General features: G+C 71.2%; 21 protein-coding genes. 9 read left to right on the top strand and 12 right to left on the bottom strand.

Going from position 1 to position 25,466, the window contains the following annotated elements; genetic code table 11:
* Positions 1-5: 5 nt before the first annotated feature.
* From HW566_RS15685 to HW566_RS15670, 4 genes are read right to left on the bottom strand one after another with little or no spacing between them, the layout of a single operon-like run.
* Positions 6-1,016 (bottom strand): ABC transporter permease, encoded by a 1,011-nt coding sequence (locus tag HW566_RS15685; RefSeq protein WP_178014453.1) that lies wholly within the window; start codon positions 1,014-1,016, stop codon positions 6-8.
* A 10-nt stretch (positions 1,017-1,026) separates the two neighbouring features.
* Positions 1,027-2,613: an ABC transporter substrate-binding protein gene (locus HW566_RS15680; protein WP_178014450.1), complete on the bottom strand. Its 1,587-nt coding sequence runs from the start codon at positions 2,611-2,613 to the stop codon at positions 1,027-1,029.
* A gap of 39 nt (positions 2,614-2,652) precedes the next feature.
* Positions 2,653-4,233 (bottom strand): hydantoinase/oxoprolinase N-terminal domain-containing protein, encoded by a 1,581-nt coding sequence (locus HW566_RS15675; RefSeq protein ID WP_178014448.1) that lies wholly within the window; start codon positions 4,231-4,233, stop codon positions 2,653-2,655.
* Entirely contained in the window at positions 4,230-5,336 is a 1,107-nt protein-coding gene (locus HW566_RS15670; protein WP_178014446.1) for a DUF917 domain-containing protein, read from the bottom strand. Before HW566_RS15670 ends, HW566_RS15675 begins: the two co-directional genes overlap by 4 nt.
* 73 nt (positions 5,337-5,409) lie before the next feature.
* Between HW566_RS15670 and HW566_RS15665 the strand changes: the two genes are divergently transcribed.
* The 3 genes from HW566_RS15665 (at position 5,410) to HW566_RS15655 (ending at position 8,588) form a co-directional block, all read left to right on the top strand.
* Positions 5,410-6,891, top strand: coding sequence for a PucR family transcriptional regulator (locus HW566_RS15665; protein ID WP_178014444.1), 1,482 nt, complete (start codon positions 5,410-5,412; stop codon positions 6,889-6,891).
* 128 nt (positions 6,892-7,019) lie between these two features.
* Positions 7,020-7,646 carry an MSMEG_1061 family FMN-dependent PPOX-type flavoprotein gene (locus tag HW566_RS15660; protein ID WP_178014442.1) on the top strand — a complete coding sequence of 209 codons (627 nt, stop codon included), beginning with the start codon at positions 7,020-7,022 and terminating at the stop codon, positions 7,644-7,646.
* Positions 7,647-8,588 (top strand): PDR/VanB family oxidoreductase, encoded by a 942-nt coding sequence (locus HW566_RS15655; RefSeq protein WP_218621635.1) that lies wholly within the window; start codon positions 7,647-7,649, stop codon positions 8,586-8,588.
* Positions 8,589-8,645: 57 nt separating this feature from the next.
* On the opposite strand, the gene HW566_RS15650 is transcribed toward HW566_RS15655, so the two are convergent.
* Genes HW566_RS15650 through HW566_RS15640 form a run of 3 tightly spaced genes read right to left on the bottom strand, consistent with a single transcriptional unit; the run spans position 8,646 to position 14,220 of the window.
* Positions 8,646-10,115, bottom strand: a complete 1,470-nt coding sequence (locus HW566_RS15650) for an amidohydrolase (RefSeq protein ID WP_178014440.1) — start codon at positions 10,113-10,115, stop codon at positions 8,646-8,648.
* Positions 10,112-10,759, bottom strand: coding sequence for an FMN-binding negative transcriptional regulator (locus tag HW566_RS15645; RefSeq protein ID WP_178014439.1), 648 nt, complete (start codon positions 10,757-10,759; stop codon positions 10,112-10,114). Before HW566_RS15645 ends, HW566_RS15650 begins: the two co-directional genes overlap by 4 nt.
* On the bottom strand, positions 10,756-14,220 hold the full coding sequence (locus HW566_RS15640; protein ID WP_178014437.1) for a bifunctional proline dehydrogenase/L-glutamate gamma-semialdehyde dehydrogenase: 3,465 nt from the start codon (positions 14,218-14,220) through the stop codon (positions 10,756-10,758). Before HW566_RS15640 ends, HW566_RS15645 begins: the two co-directional genes overlap by 4 nt.
* Before the next feature lie 106 nt (positions 14,221-14,326).
* On the opposite strand from HW566_RS15640, the gene HW566_RS15635 reads away from it, so the two are divergent.
* Positions 14,327-15,214, top strand: a complete 888-nt coding sequence (locus tag HW566_RS15635) for a LysR family transcriptional regulator (protein ID WP_178015020.1) — start codon at positions 14,327-14,329, stop codon at positions 15,212-15,214.
* Positions 15,215-15,220: 6 nt separating this feature from the next.
* On the opposite strand, the gene HW566_RS15630 is transcribed toward HW566_RS15635, so the two are convergent.
* The 4 genes from HW566_RS15630 to HW566_RS15615 all read right to left on the bottom strand — a co-directional run bounded on the left by HW566_RS15630 (position 15,221) and on the right by HW566_RS15615 (position 19,540).
* On the bottom strand, positions 15,221-15,997 hold the full coding sequence (locus tag HW566_RS15630) for an amino acid ABC transporter ATP-binding protein (protein WP_306171780.1): 777 nt from the start codon (positions 15,995-15,997) through the stop codon (positions 15,221-15,223).
* Positions 15,994-16,992, bottom strand: a complete 999-nt coding sequence (locus HW566_RS15625; protein ID WP_256728769.1) for an amino acid ABC transporter permease — start codon at positions 16,990-16,992, stop codon at positions 15,994-15,996. Before HW566_RS15625 ends, HW566_RS15630 begins: the two co-directional genes overlap by 4 nt.
* Entirely contained in the window at positions 16,989-17,912 is a 924-nt protein-coding gene (locus HW566_RS15620; protein ID WP_178014435.1) for a transporter substrate-binding domain-containing protein, read from the bottom strand. The genes HW566_RS15625 and HW566_RS15620 overlap by 4 nt, the downstream gene beginning before the upstream one ends.
* 203 nt (positions 17,913-18,115) lie before the next feature.
* The gene (locus HW566_RS15615) at positions 18,116-19,540 is read right to left on the bottom strand and encodes a helix-turn-helix domain-containing protein (RefSeq protein WP_178014433.1); all 1,425 of its coding nucleotides are present in this window, start codon (positions 19,538-19,540) and stop codon (positions 18,116-18,118) included.
* 124 nt (positions 19,541-19,664) lie between these two features.
* On the opposite strand from HW566_RS15615, the gene solA reads away from it, so the two are divergent.
* On the top strand, positions 19,665-20,828 hold the full coding sequence (solA, locus tag HW566_RS15610; RefSeq protein WP_178014431.1) for an N-methyl-L-tryptophan oxidase: 1,164 nt from the start codon (positions 19,665-19,667) through the stop codon (positions 20,826-20,828).
* Between the two features lie 17 nt (positions 20,829-20,845).
* Positions 20,846-21,700, top strand: coding sequence for an alpha/beta fold hydrolase (locus HW566_RS15605; protein WP_178014429.1), 855 nt, complete (start codon positions 20,846-20,848; stop codon positions 21,698-21,700).
* 21 nt (positions 21,701-21,721) lie between these two features.
* Here the strand turns inward: HW566_RS15605 and HW566_RS15600 are convergent, their stop codons facing one another.
* Positions 21,722-22,096 carry a cupin domain-containing protein gene (locus HW566_RS15600; RefSeq protein ID WP_178014427.1) on the bottom strand — a complete coding sequence of 125 codons (375 nt, stop codon included), beginning with the start codon at positions 22,094-22,096 and terminating at the stop codon, positions 21,722-21,724.
* A 195-nt stretch (positions 22,097-22,291) separates the two neighbouring features.
* Here HW566_RS15600 and HW566_RS15595 point away from each other — a divergent pair, with 195 nt between their 5' ends.
* From HW566_RS15595 to HW566_RS15585, 3 genes are all read left to right on the top strand, one after another.
* Positions 22,292-23,317, top strand: coding sequence for an ornithine cyclodeaminase (locus HW566_RS15595; protein ID WP_178014426.1), 1,026 nt, complete (start codon positions 22,292-22,294; stop codon positions 23,315-23,317).
* A 111-nt stretch (positions 23,318-23,428) separates the two neighbouring features.
* On the top strand, positions 23,429-24,043 hold the full coding sequence (locus tag HW566_RS15590) for a TetR/AcrR family transcriptional regulator (protein WP_178014424.1): 615 nt from the start codon (positions 23,429-23,431) through the stop codon (positions 24,041-24,043).
* Complete coding sequence (locus HW566_RS15585; protein ID WP_178014421.1) at positions 24,033-25,466, top strand: MFS transporter; 1,434 nt, start codon at positions 24,033-24,035, stop codon at positions 25,464-25,466. Before HW566_RS15590 ends, HW566_RS15585 begins: the two co-directional genes overlap by 11 nt.

Raw genomic sequence — 25,466 nt, 5'->3', positions numbered from 1 at the left:
GGTTCTCACCCTTCTGCGATCGTGGTACGCGGATCGATGGTGATGAGGATGAGGTCGACGACGAGGTTGACGGCGAGGACGAGTCCCGCGTACACGAGCACCATGCCCTGGATCATGGGATAGTCCTTCGTGCCGACGGCGGAGATGAGGGTGTTCCCGGCGCCGGGGATCGCGAAGACGGTCTCGATGATCACGGTGCCGGCCACGAGGCCGGACAGCAGCAGGCCGCCGACGGTCAACGTCGAGGTCACGATGTTCGGCAGGGCGTGGCGGAGCAGGACCACGCGCTGGGGCAGGCGCTTGGCGCGAGCCGTGGCCATGTAGGTGGAATCGAGCACCTTGATCATCTCGACCTGCACGATCCGGGCGAGGTAGGCCAGGGGGCCCAGGGCCAGCGCGAGCACCGGCAGCACGGCGTCGGCGGGATCGCCCCACCCCGCCGGCGGCAGCAGGCCGAGCGCCATGCTGAAAACCGCGATGAGCCCGACGGAGAGGACGAAGTCGGGGACGGCGATGAGGATGCCCAGGACCGCGGCGACGCCGCTGTTCGCGGTGCGCCCGCGCCCGGAGCGGGCGAGGAGCGCGGCTCCCATCCCGATCGGCAGCGCAGCGATCACGGCCAACGCGAAGCCGAGCGCGGCCAGGGTCAGCGTGGTCGGGAACCGAGCGGCGATCGTGTCGCCGACCGAGAGGCCCGTCTGGATTGAGGTGCCCAGGTCGCCGCGGAGGAGGCCCGCGAGATGGTTGCCGAGCTGTTGGAGGATCGGCAGATCGAGACCCAGCGCCTCCCGGGTGCGCTCGACCAGCGCTGCCGGCGCGGTCGGCCCGAGCGCTGCGCGCACCGGGTCGCCCGGCACCAGGTGGACGAGGAAGAACGCGGCGAGGACCACGACAGCCAGACTCGTGACGAGCCGACCGATCCGCCGGAGCGCGAAGTCGCTGCGCGGTGAGAGCCGAGGCCTCGGCCCGGTGCGCTCCGCGGCCGGCGCGTCCGGCCGGTGGTCTGTCGTGGTCATCGCCGCTTCCTCACTCGGTCATGCGGATCGTGACGGGCTGGATGTAGTCGGTGATCTCGAACGTCGCGCCGTTCATGAACGTCGGCGCCTCGGTGCCGGCCATCAGGAAGGTGTGGAAGCTCTCGACGACGACCTTCTCCGCCTGCTCCCAGGACTCGCACGCCTTCTCGGGCGTGGCCGCGGCCCGCGCCTGGTCGGCGTAGGCGACGTATTCCGGGTCGTTCACGCCCATGAAGTTCAGGCCGCCGTCCTCGGGGAATGCGCCGCCGTAGAACAGGTCCTGCGTGACGGGGCTGCCGACGCCGATCTGGATCCAACCGGTGTCGTAGTCGAACGTCTCGTAGAGGTACTCCGACCACGCCGCGCCGTCCATCGCGATCAGGTTCGTGGTGATGCCGAGCTGGTCCCAGTCCTCGGCGACGAGCTCGCCGGCAGAGGCGTGCCCGCCCGATGCCGCGTCGTAGATGAAGTTGATGCTCAGGGGCACGCCGTCCTTGGAGCGGGAGCCGTCGGCGCCCGCGGTCCAACCGGCCTCGTCGAGCAGCTCGGCGGCGCGCTCGGGGTCGGATGCGGGCCGCTCCCAGACGGGCTGATCGTTGAAGCAGGTGAACGGGGCATCGGTGATCCACGACGTCAGCTCGTAAGGGCGGCCCCCCGTGACGACCTCGGTCGCCTCCTCGTGGTTGAAGCCGAGGACGAGCGCCTCGCGCACGAGCGGGTCGGATGTGGGCCGGTCGGGACGTTCGTTGAAGAGCATCTGGCCGATGGGGTTGATGCGTCCGGCGTACGCGTACCCCGCGGCCTCGATGCGCTCGACATCCGGCCCCTCGACCTGCGCCGCGTTCACGCCGTCCGAGAGCAGGAGGTTGGCGCGCGTGGACTCGTCCGTCACGACCGACACCTCGAGGCCGTCGGGAAGTCCTTCGGTCTCGGAGGTGAGCCCGTCCGGCCCCCAGGTGTAGTCGTCGCGCGTGACGAAGGTGTACTTGTCCGCCGCGACGTCCGTGAGCTCGTAGAGACCGGTGCCGTTCGATGCCGCTTCCAGACTGGCGGGATCGTCGAGACCCGCCTGCGCCACCATGAAGATGTCGCCGACGATGTTCGCGAGGAACGGGTCGGATGCGTCGGCGGTGACTTCCAGCGTCAGCCCGTCACCGGTCGCAACGAGCCCGGCCGGCAGCACGTCCGCGAGGACGGTCGCGTTAGCCGGGTCGGCGTGATAGTTGATGTTCGCGGCGGCGACGGCGCCGTCGAAGGGCGTGCCGTCGTGGAACGTGATGCCGTCCTTGAGCTGGAACGAGACGGATCTGCCGTCCTCGCCGATCTCCCACGACTCCGCGAGCCAGGGGTACTCCTCGCCTTCGCCGTCGGTGTAGATGAGCCCCTCGTACGCGTAGGTCAGGATCTGGAGCTCCTGGGGCTGGTTGGCGGTCATCGGCTCGATGCTGCCGACCTCGGGATAGACGGCGTGGCGGAAGACGCCGCCGGACACGGGCTCGTCGCCGCCGCCCTGCCCGCCGCCGGCGCAGCCGGCGAGCGTGAGGGCGAGAATTGCGCCGCCGGCGAGGACCGCCGGCAGGGTGGTGCGTCGGTGCATGATTACTCCTCGGGTTGCTGGTGCAAGGGGGTGGAGCTGTCAGGTCGCGGCGGGGGCGAAGGCACCGAGGTGCGCGAGCGGGCCGGCGGCTTTGACCGAGACCTTGACGGTGGGACGCGTCGTGTAGGACACGGGGGTTTCGAGGACGTCGACGACGGCGACCTGCAGCGGATCGGCCCCGGCCTGGATGGCCTTCGCGATCGCTGCCGTGGAGGCCGCCTCGATCGCCGCCTCACGGTCCTCGACGTCGCTCATCTGGTCGGCGCGGCCGCCCGCGAGCGAGATGGCCGCCCCCACCGCGTTGGCGACGTCGCCGTGGTGCGGGCGGACGACGGTGCCCGCGCCGGGGAGGTCGTCGGGGACGAGGAACGCTCCCCCGCCGACGACGACGAGCGGCAGATCGAGGCGTCCGAGCGAGAGGCGCTCCACCGCCTCCTCGAGGCGCTCGTGGGCTCGGCCCAGCGCGGAGCGCAGAGCGGACCGGGTGCCGCCGGTCAGGTTCGGCAGCGATCGTCCCCCCAGCGATGCGCCGGCGAGGATCGCCGCATCCGTGAGCGTCGCGATCGACCCGCCGAACAGCAGCGCGTCGCTCTCGATGCGGTAGCCGACCGATTCCGGGCCGAGCCGACCGGTCGCCGGGTCCACGACGGTGCCGCCGCCGACGGCGAGACTGAGGATGTCGGGCATCCGGAAGTTCGTGCGGACGCCGCCGATCTCGCGCGGCAGCGTCGACTCGCGCGGGAACCCGTTCACCAGCACCCCCAGGTCGGAGGTGGTTCCACCGACGTCGACGACGATGGCGTCGTCGACCCCCGAGAGGTATGCGGCGCCGCGGATCGAGTTCGCCGGCCCCGACCCGATGGTGAGGACGGGATACTGCGCGGCGTAGTCGAGCGACATCAGCGTGCCGTCGTTCTGCGCGAAGTACGTGGTCGCGTCGAGCCCCTCCTCCTCGACGACCGTCAGCAGCGCGCGCGTCACGGAGCGCGCGACGCCGTACAGCGCCGCGTTCAGCGCGGTGGCGTTCTCGCGCTCGAGGAGCCCGATGGGGCCGATGTCCTGACTCAGGAACACCTGCGCGTCGGGACCGAAGTGGGACCGGATCAGCGCGGCGACCTCGAGCTCCTGCTCGGGGAAAGAGGGGCTGAAGATGCCCGCGACGGCCACCGCGTCGAAGCGATCGAGTCCGTCGAGGAACCGCAGGATGCCGTCGCGATCGAGCGGCGCGATGGGCGTGCCGTCGACCATGTGGCCGCCGCCCAGCATCGACGTCCCCGCGAGCGCTGTGGCGGTGAGATCGGCGGGCCAGCCGCTCAGCGGCGGATACTCGGTCGCGGCTGGGGCGCCGAGACGCACCATCGCCACCCGCCCGAGCTCGCGGCGGCTGACGATGGCGTTCGTCGCGTGGGTCGTGCCGAGCATGACGCGCGAGACGCGGTGACGGCGCTCGCCGATCTGGGCGAGCACCTCGGCGATGCTCGCTCGGATTCCGCCGGTGACGTCCGGGGTGGTCGGCTGCTTGGTCGAGGCGAGCACGGCACCGAGCTCGTCGAGCACGACGGCGTCGGTGTTGGTGCCGCCCACGTCGACCCCGATGGACAGGGGGCGTGGTTCGTTCATCGCTGTGCTCCCTCGAACGGAACGTAGGGAAGGTCGTATCCGAAGGCGCCGGGACCGGCGAGCTCGAGCCCTCGTTCGGTTCGCCACAGCGGATCGCACGCCCACGCGAGCACCGACACGCGCTGGCCGAACCGCAGCATCTCGGTCGAGATCGCGTGCCCGGTCTCGGAATCCACGATCGTGACGAGGTCGGGGACGGTGGCGAGGACTTCACCGTCCTCGAGGACGATCAGATTCTCGTTCTGCAGCTCGATGCGCTGCAGCCGTCCTCGGTCGGCGCCGACACCGGCGATCGTGACCGAGCCGCGCACGAAGCCGCCCTCGGTGCGACGGGCGACGTCGATGACCTTGCCCGAGACCAGGACGGCGGCGGCGAGCTCCTCGGCGACCGCACGAACGGGGTCCGGCGACGACAGCAGGGCGCGGCCGACGCGGATGGCCGCGCTGACGGTGCCCTCGATCACCGCGCCCTTGGCGGTCGCCGCGGTGAGCGGATAGTGCGCACCCAGGCACAGTCCGCCGCTGGCGACGGTGACGGCGCGCGCGTGGCGCTCGAGCCAGGCGAGGTCGACGGTGCGCATCGTGACGACGTTGCCGACGACATCGGCCATGACCGCGAAGTCGCAGGGCACTCCTGCGACGTTCATCGCGATCATCGTCGCCTCGGGGAACGCGCGGCCCATGCCGTCCGCATCCAGGAGCTTCAGCCCGAGGCGCGCGGCCCAGCCGACGGGGCTGACGCCGTTGCTCCCACCGATCTCCGCCGCCATGAGCGTGGTGATCGGACGTCCCGCGGCGGCCTCGGCGCCGGCGAGCAGCGCATCGATCTGACTCGTCGACGAGAGCATCTCGATGCCGACCGTGGGAGCGCCGATCCCCGACATCATGATCACGGCATCGTCGGCGTCGAGCTCGTCGACCGTGACGAGGCTCACCGGTCCGGCAGCTTCCAGCGCCTGCTCGGTCGAGAGCTGCGAGGTGTAGACGGCGCCGCCCCCTCCGGTTCCGAAGACGGCGCAGCCGGCGGCGAGCGGGGCGATGTCGGCGGCACTGACGGATGTGAGCCGTTCGCGTGTCGGGGCATCGGGAGAGGCGTGGACCATGCTCCGACAGTAGGCAGGGTTCCGTGATGCGACAATGTGCCGAGCAGCCAGAGAATCAGGCACACTTGTGCTCATGGCACAGTTCTCCATCCGTGACCTCCTCGCCGAGCGGGAGCGTCTGGGACTCGACCTCGCCGCCGGTCCCGCCACCGGCGAAGACATCGCATCGGTCGACATCGCGACGCTCGACACCCTCGACGCCCTCGCGGCGGGCACGCTCGCCATCATCCCCGCGACCGAGAATCCGGCCCCGTACCGGCTCGATGTGGCTCTCCGCCAGGCGAGCGCCCGAGGCCTCGCCGGCCTCGTCTTCACGACCGATCTCGCCTTGGCCGAGACCGCGGTCGCCCTCGCCGAACGCGGTCGCGTCCCGGTGCTCGCCGCCCCACTGGCGAAGCCTTCCGACCTCACCGTGGCGATCGACCGGCTCCTGTCGGCCGGAGCCTCCGAGGCGATGATGCGTGCCGCATACGCGATCGAGCAGGCCACCGCCGCGGCAGCCTCCCCCGACGGTTCGGTCGACGACATCCTCACGGCAGCCGGACGGGCGCTCGGGATCCGCCTCACCCTGGAGGACGACCCCACCGCGCTCTGGAGCGACAACGACGCCGTCTGCGTCGGCGAGGTGCCGATCGGCCGGCTGGTCTCCGATCGCCCGGATGCCGCGGCCGACGTCGCGCGCCCGGTCGTCGCCTCGCTCCTGTCGCGCGCATCGCAACGGCAGATGCGCGAACGGTACGCGCCGACCCAGTCGCGCGCGGACCTCCTGGTGGAGCTCGTGCTGGCCGAGTCCTCGCGGGTGGAAGCCTTCGTCGGACAGGCAGCACGGCTGGGCTTCCCGCTACCGCTCTCGCACGTCGTCGGCTGGCTCAAGCCCACCGCCATCGGCGACCCCGACGCCCGGCCGCCGCGCGGGGTCGGACCGGCGCTCGAACTGTTCGCGCTCCAGCTCGTGGAGGGCCGGGCGGAGATGTGGCACGTCGCCTTCATCCAGGAGGACATGCTGCTGGTCAGCACGGAGGATCACGGCGCGGGCGATCATCAGCGCCGCCTGCGCGAGGTCGGCGAGCGACTGCAGCGCCAGGCGCGGCGACTCGCCGGTGCCGGCTGGGCCTACACGCTCGGTCTCGGCACGCCGCAGCTCGGCGCGATCGGACTGCGCCAGTCCGCCGCGGAGGCGCGGATCGCCGCCGACTCCGCGGTCGCCGCGGGCAGGCCGGGCGGCGTCGAGCTCACCGACGTCACGGGACTGCGGCGCGTGCTGCTGGACTTCTACGCCTCGCCGATCAGTCGGAGCCTGCTCAACGACGTCCTCACCCCTCTCGACGCGCTCGGCCCCGAACGGGCGGCCACCTCGGCGCGGACGCTCCTGGCCTACCTCGCACACCGGAACTCGCTCGCGAGCGCGGGGCGCGAGCTGAACCTGCACCCGAACGCCGTCGGATACCGCCTCAAGCGCATCCGCGAGGTGCTGCAGCTCGACCTCGAGGATCCCGACATCCGGTTCGCGGTCGAACTGGCGTGCCGCGTGCGCCTTCTCGGCGCGAGCCGCTGACACGACTCCCGCGATCCGACCGACGACGGATCAGGCCCGCGGGGCGGTTGTGCCGCCGGCACATCTCTGCCCGAAACCCTGTGTTCGGGGCACGTTGCGCCTGAGCGCGCTTCGCCTATCGTCGAAGGATGCTCTCGACGGACTTCGCACGCGTCGATCTCGACGGTATCCGCGCCAAACTGGGCGAGCCGAGCCAGGCGGCCGTCGACAAGATCCTCGACCATCTCGACGACAACTGCCTGCGGTTCCTCGCGCACTCCCCGTTCCTGTGCCTGTCGACCTCCGACGCCGAGGGTGCCTGCGACTGCTCACCGCGCGGCGACTACCCCGGCTTCGTCCGCGCACTCGATCGCCGCACCCTCGTCATCCCCGATCGACTCGGCAATCGCCTCGTCGACTCGTTCCGCAACATGCTCGAGAACCCGCACGTGGGCCTGTTGTGCTTCGTCCCGGGCATGAGCGAGACGCTGCGCATCAACGGCAGCGCCTTCATCACCGATGACCCGGACCTGCTCGCGATGCTCGAGCAGGACCATTCGGTGCCGGAGCTGGCGATCGTGGTTCGCACCGAGGAGGTGTACCTGCACTGCGGCCGGGCGCTGCTGCGCGGCGGAATCTGGGACGCCGACATGCAGGACCTCGCCGCTGAGGTGCCGACCTCGGGGGCGATCTGGGCGAGCATGTCCGGACTCGATGCCGAGGTGGGTGAGGCGATCGACCGATCGGTCGCCTCGGGCAACCGGGTGCTGTACTGAATGCGCGACCGCAGCGACATGATGCCGCTCGTCGTCAGCGACATCCGGCGTGAGACGCCGTCGATCCTCAGCATCCGACTCGCCCACCCCGACGGCGCCGAGCTTCCCCCCTGGGAGCCCGGCGCACACGTCGACGTTCAGCTCGTCACCCGTCAGGAGCGGCAGTACTCCCTCTGCGGCGACCCGCGCGACATCTCCCGGTACCGGATCGCCGTCCAGCGGGAGCCGCTCTCCCGGGGCGGGTCGTACTACATCCACGAACATCTGCAGGTCGGGCGCCGCGTGTACGTCCGTCCTCCGCGCAACCTGTTCCCACTCGACTCCTCTCCGGCGTACCTGTTGCTGGCCGCGGGCATCGGGATCACCCCCCTCCTCGCCATGGCCCGACACCTCGAGTCGATCGGGGCAGACTGGCGGATGCTGTACCTCGCCCGCCGCGCGGAGGACGTCGCGTTCGCCGACGAACTCGCGGCTTTCGGCGAGCGCGTGCACGTGCACGTCAGCAGCACCGCGGGACGAAAGGATCTGCGCGAGGTGCTCGGCGCCGTCAGGGCGGGCACCGACGTCTACGCCTGCGGGCCGCGTCGCTTCGCCGACGCGCTCGCCGACGTGCGCGACATCCTTCCTCGAGGATCCCGCCTCCACATGGAGCGGTTCGAACCCGCCCAGCGCACCTTCGCCCCCAACACGGCCTTCACCGTCATCGCCGCGCGGTCCCAGGTCGAGATCGCGGTTCCCGCCGAATGGTCGATGCTGCAGGCGCTGCGCGGCGCCGGCATCGAGGCGCCCGGCTCGTGTCTGCGCGGCGTCTGCGGTTCGTGCGCGCTGACGGTGCATGCCGGCGAGCCCGAGCACCGGGACTCCCTGGGAACCGAGGGGACGGGCGTGGTCTACCCCTGTGTCTCGCGATCGCTCACCGCGACGCTGACCGTCGAGGCCTGACCCGACCGGGCCGGGCCCGCCCCGCCCGGCCCGACGGACGTCCCCTCCTTCGCGCCGCTAGAGCGCCCGGTGGGTGAATCGGCCCGCGAGCAGCGTCGCCGCGACCGGCATGGCGCGCAGCGCGTCGCGCCCGAGCTCGAACGGGTCGGCATCGGTGACGACGATGTCGGCCGGTGCGCCGGCGGCGAGCGGATGCCGCGTGCTCGCGGCGAGGGCGACGTCGAGCGGCAGCGACTGCTCGGGGTGCCACGGGTCGCGCTCCCCCCTGCTCCGCACCACCGCCGAGGCGATCGCGTGCCACGGATCGAGCGGCGCGACAGGCGCATCCGATCCGAGCCGGAGGGCCACGCCCGCCGCGTGCAGCGAACCGAAGGCGAAGGCACGGCCGGTGCGTCCGGCCCAGTAGCGGTCCGCGACGTCGCGGTCGTCCATGGCGTGCTCGGGCTGGACGCTGGCGATGAGCCCGAGCCGGGCGAAGCGGGCGAAGTCGTCGGAGCGCACGAGCTGCGCGTGCTCGATGATCCCCGGCATCCCGAGTTCTTCGAAGGTATCGAGGACCTCCGTGTTGGCGCGGTCGCCGATGGCGTGCACCGCGGCCTGGATGCCACCGGCGCGGGCACGGACGAGCAGGTCTCGAAGCTGCGACACGGGGATGCTGCTCACCCCGCAGCTGTGTGCCGCATGAGCGTCGAGGCCCGGGTAGGGATCCCAGCAGTACGCGGTCCGTGTGTTGAGCGAGCCGTCGACGACGACCTTGAGTCGCCCCATCGTGACGAGGCCCGAGGGCTCGACGGGGTCGCCGGTGCGCAGGCCGCGCCCCAGCGCGGTGTCGAGCTCGTCGGGCCAGACCGCGGCATCCACGCGGAGGCTGTCGACGCCCCCTGCGACGCGCTCGGCCCACTCGTCGATGTTGAGCACGTTCTCGTACTCCACGATCCCGATGACACCGCGCGCGGCGGCGGCCTCGGCGGCCGTCCGGTAGTCGGCGACGGGCAGGACGGACTCCGTGTGGAACCGCTGCAGGACGCCGATCCACTCTCCCTCGCTGACCACGCCCGACGGATCGGGATGCAGACCGAGGCGCGCGGCCCCCGCGGAGTTCATCCATGCGCTGTGCAGGTCGCCGTTGATGAGCACGACGGGCTGCGCGAAGACGTCGAGAGCCGCCTGGGTCGTCGGCTCGTTCCACAGGCCGTCGCGGTAGCCGTATCCGAACAGCACGCCGTCGGTGGTCGGGAAGCCGTTCACGAGCGCCTGCCGCACGACCGCGACCGCGTCGGACGCACTGCGGGTGCCGGCGAGGTCGACGCGGCGCTGCTGGATCACCCACTGCGTGAAGTGCACGTGCGCGTCCCACAGGCCGGGACCGACGAAGCGGCCGTCGAGGTCGATCGTCTCGGCACCCTCCGGGTCCAGCACGCCCGCGGGGGCGACCGACCCGACCAGCCCGCCCGACAGACGTACGTCCAGCGGTTCTCCTCCGCCGTAGGTGCGGGCGCCGCGCAGCAGCAGGTCGGAGGCGGTCATGCGTTCTCCGTTCCTCGGCGGGGGTGGTGCACCCGCTCCATCCTGTCGGCGAGAGCCGGATTCGCGTACGGACCCGGTGACCGCAGATGCGCGAGCACCCGGTCGACCACGGCCGGCGGCTTGTCCTGGCTCATCTTCTCCTTGGCCTCGAAGCGGTCCACGCGCAGCCGGAAGCCGACGGTGCCGCCGACGATGCGGCGCGCGTACTCCTCGTTCTCGAGGGTGCCCGTCATGAGGAAAGGCGTGGCGAGCGGGCGCTCGAGATGCCGCACCATCCTCTCGAGCACGTCCAGGTTGTCCTCGTCGCTCAGCAGCTCGGGTGTGCCGTAGGCGTGCGCGACGGCGAAGTTCCACGTCGGAACGGCGGGCGTGACCTCGTACCAGCCTGGTGAGACGTACCCCTGCGGACCCGAGATGACGACCAGCAGTTCATGGCGACCGAGTTCGTGCAGCCGCTCATCGGGGCGGCCGACGTGGCTGACGATGACGATGGCGTCCGTGTCCTCCTCGAGCATGATCGGGTAGTGCGAGGCGACGAGGCCCCGGCCCGGCACGAACGAGATCAGCGATGCCCACGGGTTCTCCCGGACGAGGGCCTTCACCCAGTCGGCGTCCCCGACGGCGTAATCGGGGGTGCGCCTCATCGGATGCCGCCGACCGGAGCGGGGACCGGGTGGCGGCGCGGTGTGCCGAAGCGGTGCGCGGTGATGGAGACCGCCTGCTCGCGGAGGAAGGGCAGGGTCTCGATGCGACCGGCCGTCACCACCGGCGCGTCGTACACCGCCACCGCGGGGGATCCTGCCGTCGCTTCGACGAAGTCGGCGGCCGATCCGCCCAGCAGACGTACCCGACCGCCCGAGCGGGCCAGGGATGCCGCGCCACGTGACCACGTCGAGGCGTCCTCGACGCGCGCCGGGACGCCGGAGCCTTCGAGCCACGCCCGCACGCCGGGCGCGAGCTCGGCGGCGGAGCTGACCGAGACCTCGGCTCCCACTCGGAGTCCCGCGGCGACCGAGCGCACGAGAGCGACGTCCGCGGCCGCGTCGATACGCACCGTGACCGGCACCGGCGCGTAGCGGAAGACGTTCTGCTCGGACTGCAGCGCGCTGACATCGCGGGCGACGCCGAACTCCTCGCTCCACGCCGTGGCGTCGCTCGCGAGGGCCGCGGCGAGCCAGTCCCGGTCCTCGGCCGGCACCGCCGCGAGCGCGGCGGATGCGAAGCCATCGGGCCGAGACGGACGCGCCGGAACCGCTGCACCGTCCGACCACGTGCCGAACCCCGACAGGTAGTTCGGACCGCCGGCCTTCGCTCCCGGCCCCACGACCGACTTCTTCCAGCCGCCGAACGGCTGTCGCTGCACGATCGCGCCGGTCGTCCCGCGGTTGACGTACAGGTTGCCCGCCTCGATGCGGCGAAGCCACGTCTGGATCTCGCCGTCGTCGAGGGCGTGCAGACCCGAGGTGAGGCCGTAGTCGATCGCGTTGACGAGATCGATCGCCTCGTCCAGGGTCGCCGCCGTCATGACGCCGAGCACCGGCCCGAAGTACTCGGTGAGATGGAACTCCGAGCCCGCACGCACGCCGTCGCGGATGCCGGGGCGCCACAGCGCGCCGTCGGCGTCGAGCTGCTGCGGCTCGACGATCCACGACTGGCCGGCCTCGAGCGTCGTCAGGGCGCGCAGCAGCTTGCCGGAGGCCGGCTCGATGAGCGGCCCGACGCGGCTGGCGGCCTGCCAGGGCAGCCCCACCTCCAGCGAGGTGACCGCGTCGACGAGCTGCCCGCGGAAGCGCTCCGACGTCGCGACCGAGCCGACCAGGACCACGAGGGATGCCGCCGAGCACTTCTGACCCGCGTGTCCGAAGGCCGACATCGCGACGTCCTTCGCGGCGAGGTCCAGGTCGGCGCTCGGCGTGACGATGACCGCGTTCTTGCCGCTGGTCTCGGCCATCAGGGGAAGGTCGGGACGGAACGAGCGGAACAGTTCCGCCGTCTCGTAGGCGCCCGTCAGCACGACGCGCTCCACGGAGGGGTGGGCGACCAGTCGCGCTCCGAGCGTGGCCTCGTCGAGCTGGACGTAGGTGAGCACGTCGCGGGGCACCCCGGCCTCCCACAGCGCCTCGACCATGACGGCACCCGATCGCCGGGCCTGCAGCGCGGGCTTGATGATGACGGGGCTGCCGGCGGCGAGCGCGGCGAGCGTCGATCCGGCAGGGATGGCCACCGGGAAGTTCCACGGCGGCGTGACGACGGTCAGGCGAGCGGGGGTGAACTCGGCGCCGTCGATGTGCGCGAGGCCGCGACCCTGCTCGGCGTAGTAGTGGGCGAAGTCGATGGCCTCGGAGACCTCGGGGTCGCTCTGCTCCACGACCTTGCCGCACTCCGCCCCCATCACCTCGATGAGGTCGGCGCGTCGGCGTTCCAGCACGTCGCCGGCACGGTGGAGGATCTCGGCGCGCTCGTCGGCCGTGAGTGCACGCCAGGACGCGCCCGCGGCGACGGCGGCGTCCACCGCCGCGTCCACGGCGGCGGCGTCTGCGAGCGCGCTCGTCCGGGCCGTCTCGAACCCGAGGGCCGAATCGGACATGCGCTCGAGGATGCCGTCCGCCCATCGACGGTTGGCCGAGATGGCCGGGTCGGAGTCGGGTGTGTTCGCGAACCCCGTCGTGGGCGCCGGGGCCGGCTGCACGGTGCGGTCCTGCACACGGCGCGGCGCGGGAACGCCTGCCGGCATCGCATCGATCGCCGCGAGGAACCGATCGCGCTCCCGGGCGAACAACTGCTCGTCGGCATCGAGGTCGAACACGGCCGACATGAAGTTCTCGGCCGACGCCCCCTCTTCGAGCCGGCGGATGAGGTAGGCGATCGCGACGTCGAACTCCCGCGGGTGCACCACCGGCGTGTACAGGAGGATCGACCCGACGGTACGGCGCACGACGGCGGCCTGAGCTGTGGCCATGCCGAGGAGCATCTCGATGTCGATGCCCTCGACCACGCCCCGCCGCTCGGCGAGCAGCCAGGCCAGGGCGATGTCGAACAGGTTGTGACCGGCGACGCCGATACGCACGTGCGCGGTGTGCTCGGGTCGCAGCGCGTAGTCGAGCACGGCCTTGTACGACGCGTCCGACGCCTGCTTGGACTCCCACGTGGCCAGCGGCCAGTCGTGGATGTCCGCGTCGACGCGCTCCATCGGCAGGTTCGCGCCCTTCACGACGCGCACCTTGATCGGGGCGCCGCCGCCGGCGACGCGCGCGGCGGCCCACTCCTGCAGGCGGATCATGGCTCCGAGGGCGTCCGGGAGGTACGCCTGCAGCACGATCCCCGCCTCCAGGTCTCGGAACTCCGGCTCATCGAGGACGCGCATGAAGACGGCGATCGTCAGGTCGAGGTCCTTGTACTCCTCCATGTCGAGGTTGAGGAACTTCCGACCCGCGGCGGCGACGCGATACAGGGGGCGCAGCGCGTCGACGGCATCCGCCACGGCGTCATCGAACGCCCAGGGCGTGTGCGGCGCCACGGTCGACGACACCTTGATCGAGACGTAGTCGACGTCCTCGCGAGAGAGGAGCTTGCGCGTGCCGGCGAGGCGGCGCGCCGCCTCCTTCTTTCCGAGGATGGCCTCGCCCAGCAGGTTGACGTTGAGGCGGACGCCCTCCTCACCCCGGATCCGTGCGATCGCCGGACCGAGCTTGCGGTCGGTCGCGTCTACGATGAGGTGACGGACCATCGCACGCAGCGCCATCCGCGCCGCCGGAACCACGACGCCCGGCGCCAGAGGGGCCGCGAAGGCTCCCAGCCGGATGGCGGCCTTCAGCGGCAGCGGCAGGAATCCCGGGATGAGCGGGGAGAGCGCGGCGAGGTTGCGGGCGGCGACCCGGGTGTCCTCGGGCCGGACCACTCCGTCGACGAAGCCCACCGTGAAATCGAGGCCGTGCGGATCGCGCAACACGCCGGCGAGGCGTTCGGCGGAGGCGTCGACCTTCTCGTCACGGCTTGCTTCGAGCCACCGACGCACGAGCGTGACGGCATCGTCGGCGAGGTCGCCGACTCCGATCTCGGCGCGAGCGGCGGCCGGTGAGGCGGCGGGAGCGGTTGGCGCGGTCATGAGGGTCCTTCCGTGGGTGGGCTCAGTCTGCGGGGCAGAGTCCCATCGAGAAAAGCAATCGTTTACGATCAGTACCGTTCGATACTTTCGATGAATGGACTACCGCGTGTTCGACCTCCGACGCCTGCGCCTGTTGCACGAGCTATCGGTGCGGGGAACGCTCGCCGCGGTGGCCGAAGCCCTCGCGTACAGCCCGTCGACCATCTCGCAGCAACTCGCACAGCTCGAGCGCGAAGCGGGCGTCGCGCTCCTGCGCCCCGACGGCCGGCGCGTGAGGCTGACTGCGCAGGGCGAGGCTCTCGCAGCACACGCCGCGCGCATGCTCGCTGCCGACGAGGAGGTGCGCAGCGAGCTCGAGCGGATGCAGCCGTCTCTCTCGCCCGTCCGCGTGTCGGCGATGCAGTCCGCCGTCCACGGCCTCATCCCGCGGGTGCTGGAGCTGCTCGCCGACACGTCGCCCGGCCTGCGGCTCGAGGTCACCGAACTCCCGCCGGAGGAAGGACTGTTCGAGCTCGCCGCACGCGGGTTCGACCTCGTCGTCGCCGAACAGTACCCCGGTCACACCCGCGAGCACCGGGCCGGCCTCGATCGCGCCTTCCTCGGGCTCGACAGCATCCGTCTCGCCGTCGGTCCCGACGAGCGCGAGACCGAGCTCGCCGCACTCCGCGACCGCCCCTGGGTGATGGAGCCGGTCGGCACCGCCGCGCGGCACTGGGCCACGCAGCAGTGCCGGGCGGTCGGGTTCGAGCCGCACGTCCCGTTCGAGCTGACCGATCTGACCGCGCACATCCGGCTCGTTGCGGCCGGACGCGCCGCCGGCATGATCCCCGACCTGGTGTTCGCGGGCGACGACCCGCCGGTCCGGCTGTACGACCTGCCGGGGCGACCCCGCCGCGACGTCTTCACCGCGGTGCGGCACGGCGCCTCCCACCGCCCCGCCCTCGAGGCCGTGCAGACCGCACTCCAGCAGGCCTTCGACGAGATCGCCTCCTGACCGCCCTCAGAGCACCTTGGCCAGGAAGGCCCGGGTGCGCGCGTGCTCGGGATCGCCGAGCACCTGCGCCGGCGGGCCGCTCTCGACGACGACTCCCCCGTCCATGAACGTCACGGTGTCGGCCACCTCGCGGGCGAAGCCGATCTCGTGCGTGACGACGATCATCGTCATGCCTTCGTCCGCGAGGTCGCGCATCACGTCGAGCACCTCGCCGACCAGCTCCGGATCGAGCGCGGAGGTCGGCTCGTCGAACAGCATGAGCTTGGGACGCATGTTCAGCGCCCGGGCGATGGCGACCCGCTGCTGCTGGCCGCCCGAGAGCGACCGAGGGTAGGCGTCCGCCTTGTCTGCGAGGCCGACCCGGTCCAGCAGCGCGCGCCCGCGCTCCTTCGCGTCCGTCGCCCTCTCTCGGCGCACCATCACCGGGGCCTCGATGAGGTTCTCGAGCACGGTCATGTGCGGGAACAGGTTGAAGTGCTGGAACACCATCCCGATGTCGCTGCGCTTGCGCGCGATCTCGTCGTCGCGCAGCTCGTGCAGCCGGTCGCCCGCGCGTCGGTATCCGACGAGCTCGCCGTCGACGCTGATGCTCCCGGCGTCGATCTTCTCGAGGTGGTTGATGCAGCGCAGGAAGGTGCTCTTGCCCGAACCCGACGGACCCAGCAGACACCGCACCTGACCCCGTTCCACGACGAGGTCGATGCCGCGGACGACGTGGTTGGAGCCGAAACGCTTGTGCACGCCGACCGCTTCGACCATGGGCGTGATCGCGGACGCGGTCATCGGCGTCCTCCTTCGGTGTCGGTGTCGGTGTCGATCGGAGCGGTGACGGGCGCGGGGTCCACGGTCGCGTGTCGCGGAACCACACCGCTGAGCCAGGCCATGACGAAGGACGGCTCGACGCGGCGATCACCTCGCGTGAACCTGCGCTCGACGAAGTACTGCCCCGTGCTGAGGATCGTCGTGACGATGAGATACCAGAGACTGACGGTGATCAGCAGGGGGATCACCTCGAAGTTGCGCGAGTAGATCGTCTGCGCGGCGAACAGCAGGTCGCCGATGGCGATGACACTCACGAGGGCCGTCGTCTTCAGCATCGAGATGGTCTCGTTGCCCGTCGGCGGGATGATGACGCGCATGGCCTGCGGCAGCACGATCCGGCGGAAGATCTGCCGCCGCCGCATGCCGAGCGCCTCGGCGGCATCCGTCTGTCCCGGGTCGACCGAGAGCAGTCCCGCGCGGATGATCTCGGACATGTACGCCCCCTCGTTCAGACCGAGACCCAGGATCGCGGCGAGCATCGGCGTGATGAGGGTGTTCGTGTCGGCCTCGACGAACGTCGGGCCGAAGGGGACGCCGAACTGCAGAGTGGGGTACAACGCGGCGAGGTTGAACCAGAAGATGAGCTGGACCAGGAGCGGCGTGCCGCGGAAGAAACCGACATAAGCGGATGCCGCCCCCGATACGACGACGTTCCGCGACTGACGGCCGACCGCCATGACGACGCCGATCACCACCCCGATGACCATCGCGACGACCGTGAGCCACAGGGTCGTGCCGAGACCGCGCAGGATGCGGCCGTCGAGGAAGTACCCCCAGACCTTCCCCCACTCGAAGTTGGGGTTCGCCACGACCGACTGCACGAGCATGGCTGCCAGGAGCAGGATGATCGCCGAGGTGATCCACTGCCCCCATCGACGGACGGGCACCACGCGCAGCGGCGCCGCGTCGACGATGGCGCCGTCCGACCCGGCGATGTCCGGGGTCGCCGTGCTCACTTCGCCGCCTGCGACGGGTCGGTGTAGACCTCGGCGGTGTCGACGGCGCCCACCTCGACGCCGAAGCGCTCGAGGTTCTCGAGGTACAGGCCCTCGTCCATGAGCTTCTGCAGCGCTGCAGCGACGGCCTCGGTGAGCTCCGACCCCTTCGGGAAGGCCAGCCCCCACGGGGTGGGCTCGTGATTGATGTCGAGCGCCTCCATGGCGCCGTCCGACTGAGCCGCCTGATAGACGGCCGGCGGCAGAGCGCTGACCGTCGCCTCGACACGCCCGGACGAGAGCGCCAGCACCGCGTCCGCCGCGGTCGCGAACGTCGATATCTCGATGTCGGAGTCACCTGCGGCGGAGCACGCCTCCGCCCACACCGGGAGGGTGATGGTCTCCTCGGTCGAGCCCTTCAACACCCCGACGGCGTGGCCGCAGAGCGTCTCGATCGACAGGTCCTCGGGATTGCCCCCGGCGACGAGCAGCGTCGTACCGCCCTGGAAGTCGCTCACGAAGTCGACCGCCCCGAGCCGCTCCTGCGTGATGCCGAGCGAGGCGGCGGCCATGTCGACCTTGCCCGACTCGAGGGCGGGGAAGAGCGCGTCGAACTTGATGTCGTCGAAGACGATGTCGATGCCGAGCACCTCGCCGATCAGGCGCACCTCCTCCGGCTGCGAGCCCGACAGGGTGACCCCGTCCTCGGCGAGGTCGAGGATCGGCGGATAGCCCGGTCCGCTGGCGACGTGGATCTCACCGGCCTCGGCGATGTCCGCCGGCAGGAGGTCGGCGATGGCCTGGTCGAACAGCTCGCTCTCGCCGGCCGCGGGCGATGCCTCCCCCGACGATGCGCAGCCGGCGAGGAGGGCGACGCTCGTGAGAGACGCCCCCACGAGGAGTCCGAGGCGAGGGACGGGACGGAACGGACGGCGATTCATGGCACTCCTTGTTCGGGCGGGATGCTGCACGGTGACGGTGTCCGCTCACGGATCGAGCCGGTCTCCGATGCCGGAGGTCGCGGCATCCGTGGCGAGTGCGCTCATGATAGGAACGGCCGTTTTCGCCCCGTCGACGCCCCCGAGAACACGCAAACCCGACGCACCCGGATCGCGGTTTCGCGACCCGGCGAGGGACGCGGCCGTCAGGCCGCCGCGACCGCGGGGTCGGCGGCGCGGTAGCCGACCAGGCTGGAGAGGTCGGCCGAGAGCTCGAGCGCGACGGTCTTCAACTCGGGGATACGGGGCCGCATCTCGTCGGTCGTCCCCACCAGGCACACAGCGGCGGCCACGGCACCGCTCGCGTCGCGGATCGGCGCGGTCACGGCGGTCTGCCCTGCCTCCTCGAACGATTCCGTCGCGAGCACGCCGTCGCGCAGGAGCACCTCGACGCGCCGGCGGAAGTCGGCGAGCTCGCGCGCATCGGTCCGCCGCGGCAGGAAGGCGGGGATGTCGTCCGGGTCGAAGTCCATCACGAGCGTCGGCCCCCCGTCGGCGCTGGGGATCGGGCACGGGCGACCGAGCCAGGGCGTCATGTCCAGGCCCGCCCCCAGGCTGCGGATCTCCTCGACGAGGGTCACGGAGCGCATCCCCCGCAGCACCGTGATGAAGGCGCAGACGCCGGTGGCGTCGGCGGCTGCCGCGACGACGGGGGCGCCCTCCGACACGAGTGTCGGCCGTACGGCCGCCCGGAGCCAGCCGTGGAGCATCCACGACAGGTGCAGGCGCTCGCCGTCGGCGTCGAAGCGGATGAAACCAGCGCGGTGACACGACTCCAGCAGGCGCAGAGCCCGGTCCCGGCGGATGCCGGTTGCAGCGCAGAGCTCCGAGACCGAGGCCTCTGCGGGCCCGAGCGCCTCGAGGAGCATCTGGGCGGCCGCGAGAGCAGACGATGGGCGGCGTCTCGCACCCGGCGGCGTCGCACGCGACGTCGGAGCGGCCAGCGTGCGCTCGAGCGTGCGGCGCTCCGCGGCCAGCGCGCGTCGCGCGACGGGGACGCCCTCCTTCGCCCGGTTGACGGGCAGGCGCACCGCGAGGACCCCGACGCCCTCGCCCCCCGGATCGAGCACCGGCACGGCGAGCTCGACGCACTTGCCGATCCGCGACTCGGTCAGCTGACCGCCCATCCCGACGCCGACGCGCGCAAGGGCCTGCACGCTCGCGCTGCGCTGATCAGCCACGAGCTCCCCGACCCCGGCCGGAGAATGCAGCGTCCAGGGCGACGGGACGGCGTCGACGACACGAACGCCCCCGAGCGCGCCGACGGCGAGCACCGCCGTCTCGCCGGTGCCGTGCGCGAGCCGGGTGAGGGCCGACCGCGCGGCCGCGACGGTGGGCTCCGACGCGACTCCCGACAGGCGCAGCCCGGCGGGCCCCACCCGATACGAGCCGTAAGCGTCACCGCGCGCGAGCAGCCCGAGGTCGACCAGCTCCGCGCACAGCCGCGACGCACTGCTCAGCGGCATCCCCGCCGCTCGCGCGATCGCCCCGGTCAGCATCGGTTCGGTGGGGTCGGGGCGTCCCGACACCACCTGGACGACGCGGAGCCCCGCTTCCACGCGTGCGGTCATGCGTCCCCCTCGCCCGTAATCGGCAAACCTCTCGCATCGGGTTTGCGCGAGGCCAGCAGTGTAACAGCGTCGGGCGACGGCGCTCAAATAATGGCCAGCACCGAAGGGGAAGGACTGAAGCCACATGGAGAGATTCGATGTCGCGGTCGTGGGCATGGGCGCTCTGGGCAGCGCCGCCGCCTACCACCTGTCGCACACCGGGGTGCGGACGATCGCGTTCGAGCAGTTCGAGCTCGGCCACGTCCGCGGGGCGTCGCACGACACGTCGCGCATCATCCGGACCTCGTACGGCTCGTCCCCCTACGTCCGTCTCGCACAGGCGTCGTATCGCGACTGGGCCGCATTCGAGGCGGCCACAGGAGAACGTCTCACGACCGTCACCGGCGGGCTCGTGTTCATCCCGACCGACGGCCCCTTCGCCGCGTCCGACTTCGTGTCGAGCCTCACCGAGGCGCAGGTTCCCCACGAGCTGCTCGCCCCGGAGGACGTCCACGCCCGCTGGCCGCAGTTCTCCCTGCCCGCGAACGTCGAGACCGTCTACACGCCCGACTCCGGCATCGTCCACGCCGCCCGGTCGGTCGCCGCGTTCCAGATGCACGCCCGCATGAACGGCGTGGTCGTCCGAGACCGAACGCCCGTGCTGAGCCTCGTCCCCGACGAATCCGGCGTCATCGTGCGGACCGAGCACGGCGACGTCCACGCCGGCAAGGTCGTCCTCGCGGCCGACGCGTGGACCAACACGCTCCTTGCTCCGCTCGGCGCGGAGATCCCCCTCATCACGATGCAGGAGCAGGTGACGTACTTCGCCCCGGAGGAACCCGACGCGTTCGACCGCGACCGGTTCCCGGTGTGGATCTGGGAGGACGAGCAGTGCTTCTACGGCTTCCCGACCTACGGCGAGCCGACGATCAAAGCGGCGCGCGACCGCTCCGACAACGTCATGTCGCCCGAGGAGCGCACGTTCGTGCCCTCCCCGGAGCTGCTCGCGGAGCTCACGGACTTCATGTCGTCGACGATCCCCGGCAGCGGCGGCGTGCTCCGCACGGTGACCTGCCAGTACGCCATCACCCCTGATCGCAACTTCGTCATCGGCCCCGTGCCCCGGCATCCCGACATCATCGTGGCGCTCGGCGCCGGACACGCGTTCAAGTTCACCCCGACCATCGGCCGCATCCTCGCCGAGCTCGCGGTCAACGGTGAGACGACCGAGGACATCTCGACGTTCGGGGTCGCCGACGCGCACGATCCGGCCTCGGGCATCGACCACCGACCCGTCTTCGTCGACTGACGCCGGAGAGGAACCCCGTGCCGTACACCGACACCACCGACGTCGCGCTCTATTTCGAGGCCTTCGGCGACGAGGGCGACCCGCTCGTCGTGCTGATCTCGGGCGGCGGTGCGCAGCTGCTGTCCTGGCCCGAGCCCTTCGTCGAGCTGATCGCAGCTCAGGGCTTCCGCGTCGTCCGCTTCGACAATCGCGACACCGGTCTCTCACCCCGCTTCGGTGGACGGGACGACATCGACGGCGGCTACGGCCTGGAGGACCTGGGCGACGACGTCATCCGCATCCTCGATCACCTGGGCGTCGCGGGCGCGCATCTCGTCGGCCATTCGATGGGAGGCATGATGGCGCAGATGGCCGCGATCCGGCATCCCGGCCGTGTCCTCAGCCTGGGCCTCGTCTCGACGATCCCCGGACGCGATCCGCGTTACGTCCTGCACGACACGCGGCCCGAGCTGCAGCAGGCACCGGTGCGGGTGCCCCGGGCCGTGCAGGTCGAGGCCGCGGGCGCGTACGCCGCGGTCGCCGGCAGCGCCCGGTACCCGATCGACGTCGACTGGATGCGGTGGGCAGCGGGCGAGGCCTTCGACCGCGGCGACGCGCCGGAGGGGTTCAGCAGGCAATGGGCGGCGCTACTGCGGGCGCCCGAACGCCTCGACCTGCTGCGCGCGGTGGCCGCGCCCGCGCTCGTCTTCCACGGCCGCGACGATGACGTCTGCGGCCCCGCTGCCGCGATCGACATGGCTGCGGCGCTGCCCGAGGCCGAGCTGCAGCTCCACCCCGGCATGGGCCATCTGATCCCACCGGGCGTGTGGCCCGTGCTCGCGGACGGCATCGTGCGCACCGCGCGACGCGGCGAGCAGCTCGCGGCGCGCTGACCACCGGCGCCGCGCGAACGGTCAGACGCCGGGCGGCCCGTAGACGAGCACGAGCTCCGCGGGCTCGTCGGAGGCGTTGCGCACGCCGTGCGGCACCCCGTGGGGGGCGTAGGCGGCATCGCCCGCTCGCAGCACGATCGGCTCGGGCCCTCCCGTGATGACCACCTCTCCACGGGTGACCACGTACATCTCATCCGCGCTCTCGGCGGAGCAGCTGGCGGGGTCGTCCGCGAGGTGGTGATGGACGCCCTCCTCGGCGCCCGGCTCGAGGTGGTAGAACATCACGCTCGACCCGAGCCGCGTCGACGCGCGGAAGTAGCGCTCGACCTGCACCTGACCGCTGCCCCGGTACATCCGCCAGTCGAGCGCGTCCTCGCCTCGTCGTTGCGTGCGCATCGCGATCTCCCCTCGCCGTCGTGCCGCCACGGTAGGGACGTCGCGTCACCGCGGCGGACGAACCTGCGAGAAGCGGCAAACGGCCGATCGCCGTTTTGCTTCTTCCGGCGCCGGAAATCCGGCTGACGCGCGCCATCGGGAGAATGTCGCCACACGCGGTGCCCCGAAGCACCCTCCGCCGAAAGGACATCCGTCATGCGTTTCGTGAGCGTCAGCAACATGGTCTCCTGGGTCCGCGAGACCGGCCCGGAGAAGATCATCGCCGGGATGGTGGACGCGATGGAGGTCGACTTCCGACGGTGGGAGCGCTTCGAGCGCGAGCCGCGTGTGGCGAGCCACTCGCCCATCGGCGTCATCGAGCTGATGCCCACGAGCGACGGCGAGCTCTATGCGTTCAAGTACGTCAACGGCCACCCCGCGAATCCGTCCCGCGGCTTCCAGACGGTGACCGCTTTCGGCGTCCTCGCAGACGTCATGACGGGGTACCCGCTCTTCCTGTCGGAGATGACGCTCCTCACGGCGCTGCGGACCGCCGCAGCGTCGGGCCTCGCCGCACGGTGGCTCGCGCGCCCCGACGCCCGGGTGCACGCGATGATCGGCGCAGGTTCGCAGGCCGAGTTCCAGGCCCTCGCCATCCGCTCCCAGCTCGGCATCACCGACCTGCGCCTGTTCGACACCGACCGGGCAGCCGCCGATGCTACGGCACGCAACCTCCGGCCCCTGGGGTTCGAGGTGACGGTCGCCGACTCGGCGGCCGCGGCGGCGGCGGACGCCGACCTCATCACGACCTGCACCGCCGACAAGGCGAACGCCGTCGTGCTGCGCGCCGACGAGGTCCGGCCCGGCGCGCACATCAACGCGATCGGTGGCGACTGTCCCGGCAAGACCGAGCTCGACCTCGCGCTCGTGCGGGAGAACCGGCTCTTCGTCGAGCACACCCCGCAGACCCGCATCGAGGGTGAGCTTCAGCAGCTCCCGGCCGACTGGCCGGCGACGGAGGTGTGGTCGGTCATCGCCGGCCTCGCACCGGGCCGCGTCTCCTCCGACGAGATCACCGTCTTCGATTCGGTCGGATTCGCGATCGAGGACTTCACGGCCCTGCGCTATACGCGCGATGCGACCGCGAACACCCGCTACAGCGAGTCGATCGACCTCATCGCCGAGCCCGAGGACCCCAAGGACCTGTTCGGCATGGTCGGAGCGCCCGTGCCCGTCGTGTGACCTCGGCGAGCGCAGCGCGCAATCACGGCTGCGCGCGCTGTCGGGGTCGATGGCGCGAATCGTGATCGACTCGTCATACTTACGAAACACGCCGTTTCGTATCGTTGAAACATGATCCAGCCGTCGCCCGAGAGAGCGGGCCGCCCGACCGATGAGGACCTGACCCGGCGCATCCTCCGCGCCACGGGAGAGATGCTCGGCGCCCACGGTTACCAGCAGCTCAGCGTCGAGCAGGTCGCCCGGTCGGTCGGATGCGGCAAGACGGCGATCTACCGCCGATATGCCGACAAGGGCGCACTCGTCGCCGCGGCTCTGCGCTCCCGGGTCGACATCGGCGAGATGCCCGACCGAGGCGACGTGCGTGGCGACCTGCTCGAACACGCCCTGCAGAATCAGCGGAACCAGGAGCTCTCGACCGAGCAGAGCAACGGGCTCCGCGCCATGTTCGAGCCCGACGTCTTCCCCTCCCTATGGGAGTCGTTCTTCCAGCACCGCCGCCTGCAGGGCATCGACATCCTCGATCGCGCCATCGCCCGCGGCGAGCTTCCCGAGAACGTCGACCACGACATCGTCCTCGACACGATCGCCGGGCTCACCCTGTACCGGCAGTCCGTCAAGCGCATCCACATCGATGAGCGCCACTACGTCGACATCATCGACGCCCTCGTGTCACACCCTCCCCGTCGACTGCCCGACGCCGATGAACAGGTCTCCGATGTCCCCTGAATCCCCGCCCCTCACCACGTCCCTGCCGAAGGTCGGCGTCCGCGCCGTGGTCGGCTTCCTCGTCTTCTGCGAACTCGCGAGCGGCTTCGTGCAGGGGTTCTATGCCCCGCTTCTCGGGGAGATCACGGGCAATCTGCGCGTGTCCGACGCCGACATCACCTGGTTCCTCACGGTGCAGACCCTCGCGGCTGCCGTGAGCGTGCCCCTCCTGTCCAAGCTCGGCGACATCTTCGGGCATCGCCGGATGCTGCGGATCGCGGTCGTCGCGGTCCTCGTGGGGACGCTGGTCACGGCTCTCCTCCCCAGCTACCCGGCCGTGCTCGCCGCCCGCATCCTGGTCGGCCCGCTCGCCGTGTGGCTGCCGCTCGAGATCGCGCTCGTGCACAACCGCATCACCGGAGAGACCGCGCGAACGGCCATCGGCCTGCTCGTGTCGTGCCTGACGGGCGGCGCGATCCTGGGCACCCTGGCGGCGGGCTTGTTCTCCGCCGTCCTGCCGAGCCTCACCCTCACGCTGCTCGTGCCGGTCGTCTTCGTCGCGGTCAGCGCCTACGCGGTGTTCTTCAAGGTCCCGGAATCGACCACGCGCACCGCGGTGAAGGTCGACGTCCCCGGCTTCGTCGGGATCGGCCTCGCGATGGTTCTCCTGCTGTTCGGCCTGCGCCTCGCCTCGACCGCGGGCTTCGCCTCGCCCGCGACGATCGCGACCCTCGCGGGCGCGCTCGTCGTCTTCGTGCTCTGGGTCGGCTGGGAGCTCCGGACGCCGTCACCGGCGATCGACCTCCGCCTCGTGGTCTCCCCGGGCCTCGGTCCCGTCTATCTGACGGCCTTCCTCTTCGGGATGGTGATGTTCGGCGCCCAGTCCCCCACGACGACATTCCTCACCGCCGACCCCGAGATGACCGGCTACGGATTCGCCGCATCGGCGAGTACCGCCTCCGCCGTCACGGCGGTCGTCACCATCCTCGCCACCGTCGGCGCCGCGACGTTCGCGCCGATCGCCCGTCGCGTCGGCATCCGCGCGGTCCTGATCGCGGGCGCGCTGGCAGCGGCATCCGGCTCGCTCATCCAGATCGCCTTCCACGACCATCTCTGGCAGATCTTCCTGGTGTCGGCCGTCAACGGGATCGGCATGGGCCTGCTCCTCGGCGCACTGCCGGCACTCGTGGCCGAGATAGCCCCGAGCGACTCCACCGGCATCGCCGCGGGCGTCTACAACTCGCTCCGGACCCTCGGCGGCTCGGCGGCCGGAGCCGTGTTCGCCGTCGTCCTCGCGGGTTTCACGACCACGGGCGCCCTGCATTCGTCGATCCAGGGCTACATCACCATCTGGGGCGTGTGCGCGGCGGCGTTCCTCGTCGCCGCCGTGGCCCTCGCCGCCATGCGCATGCCCCGTGCCGCCGACACCGCAGCGAAAGGCTGA

This window comes from Microbacterium oleivorans, from assembly GCF_013389665.1.
Lineage (GTDB): Bacteria > Actinomycetota > Actinomycetes > Actinomycetales > Microbacteriaceae > Microbacterium > Microbacterium oleivorans_C.
The sequence above is the reverse complement of the archived record's forward strand: the minus strand, read 5'-3'. Positions and strand labels throughout refer to the sequence as shown.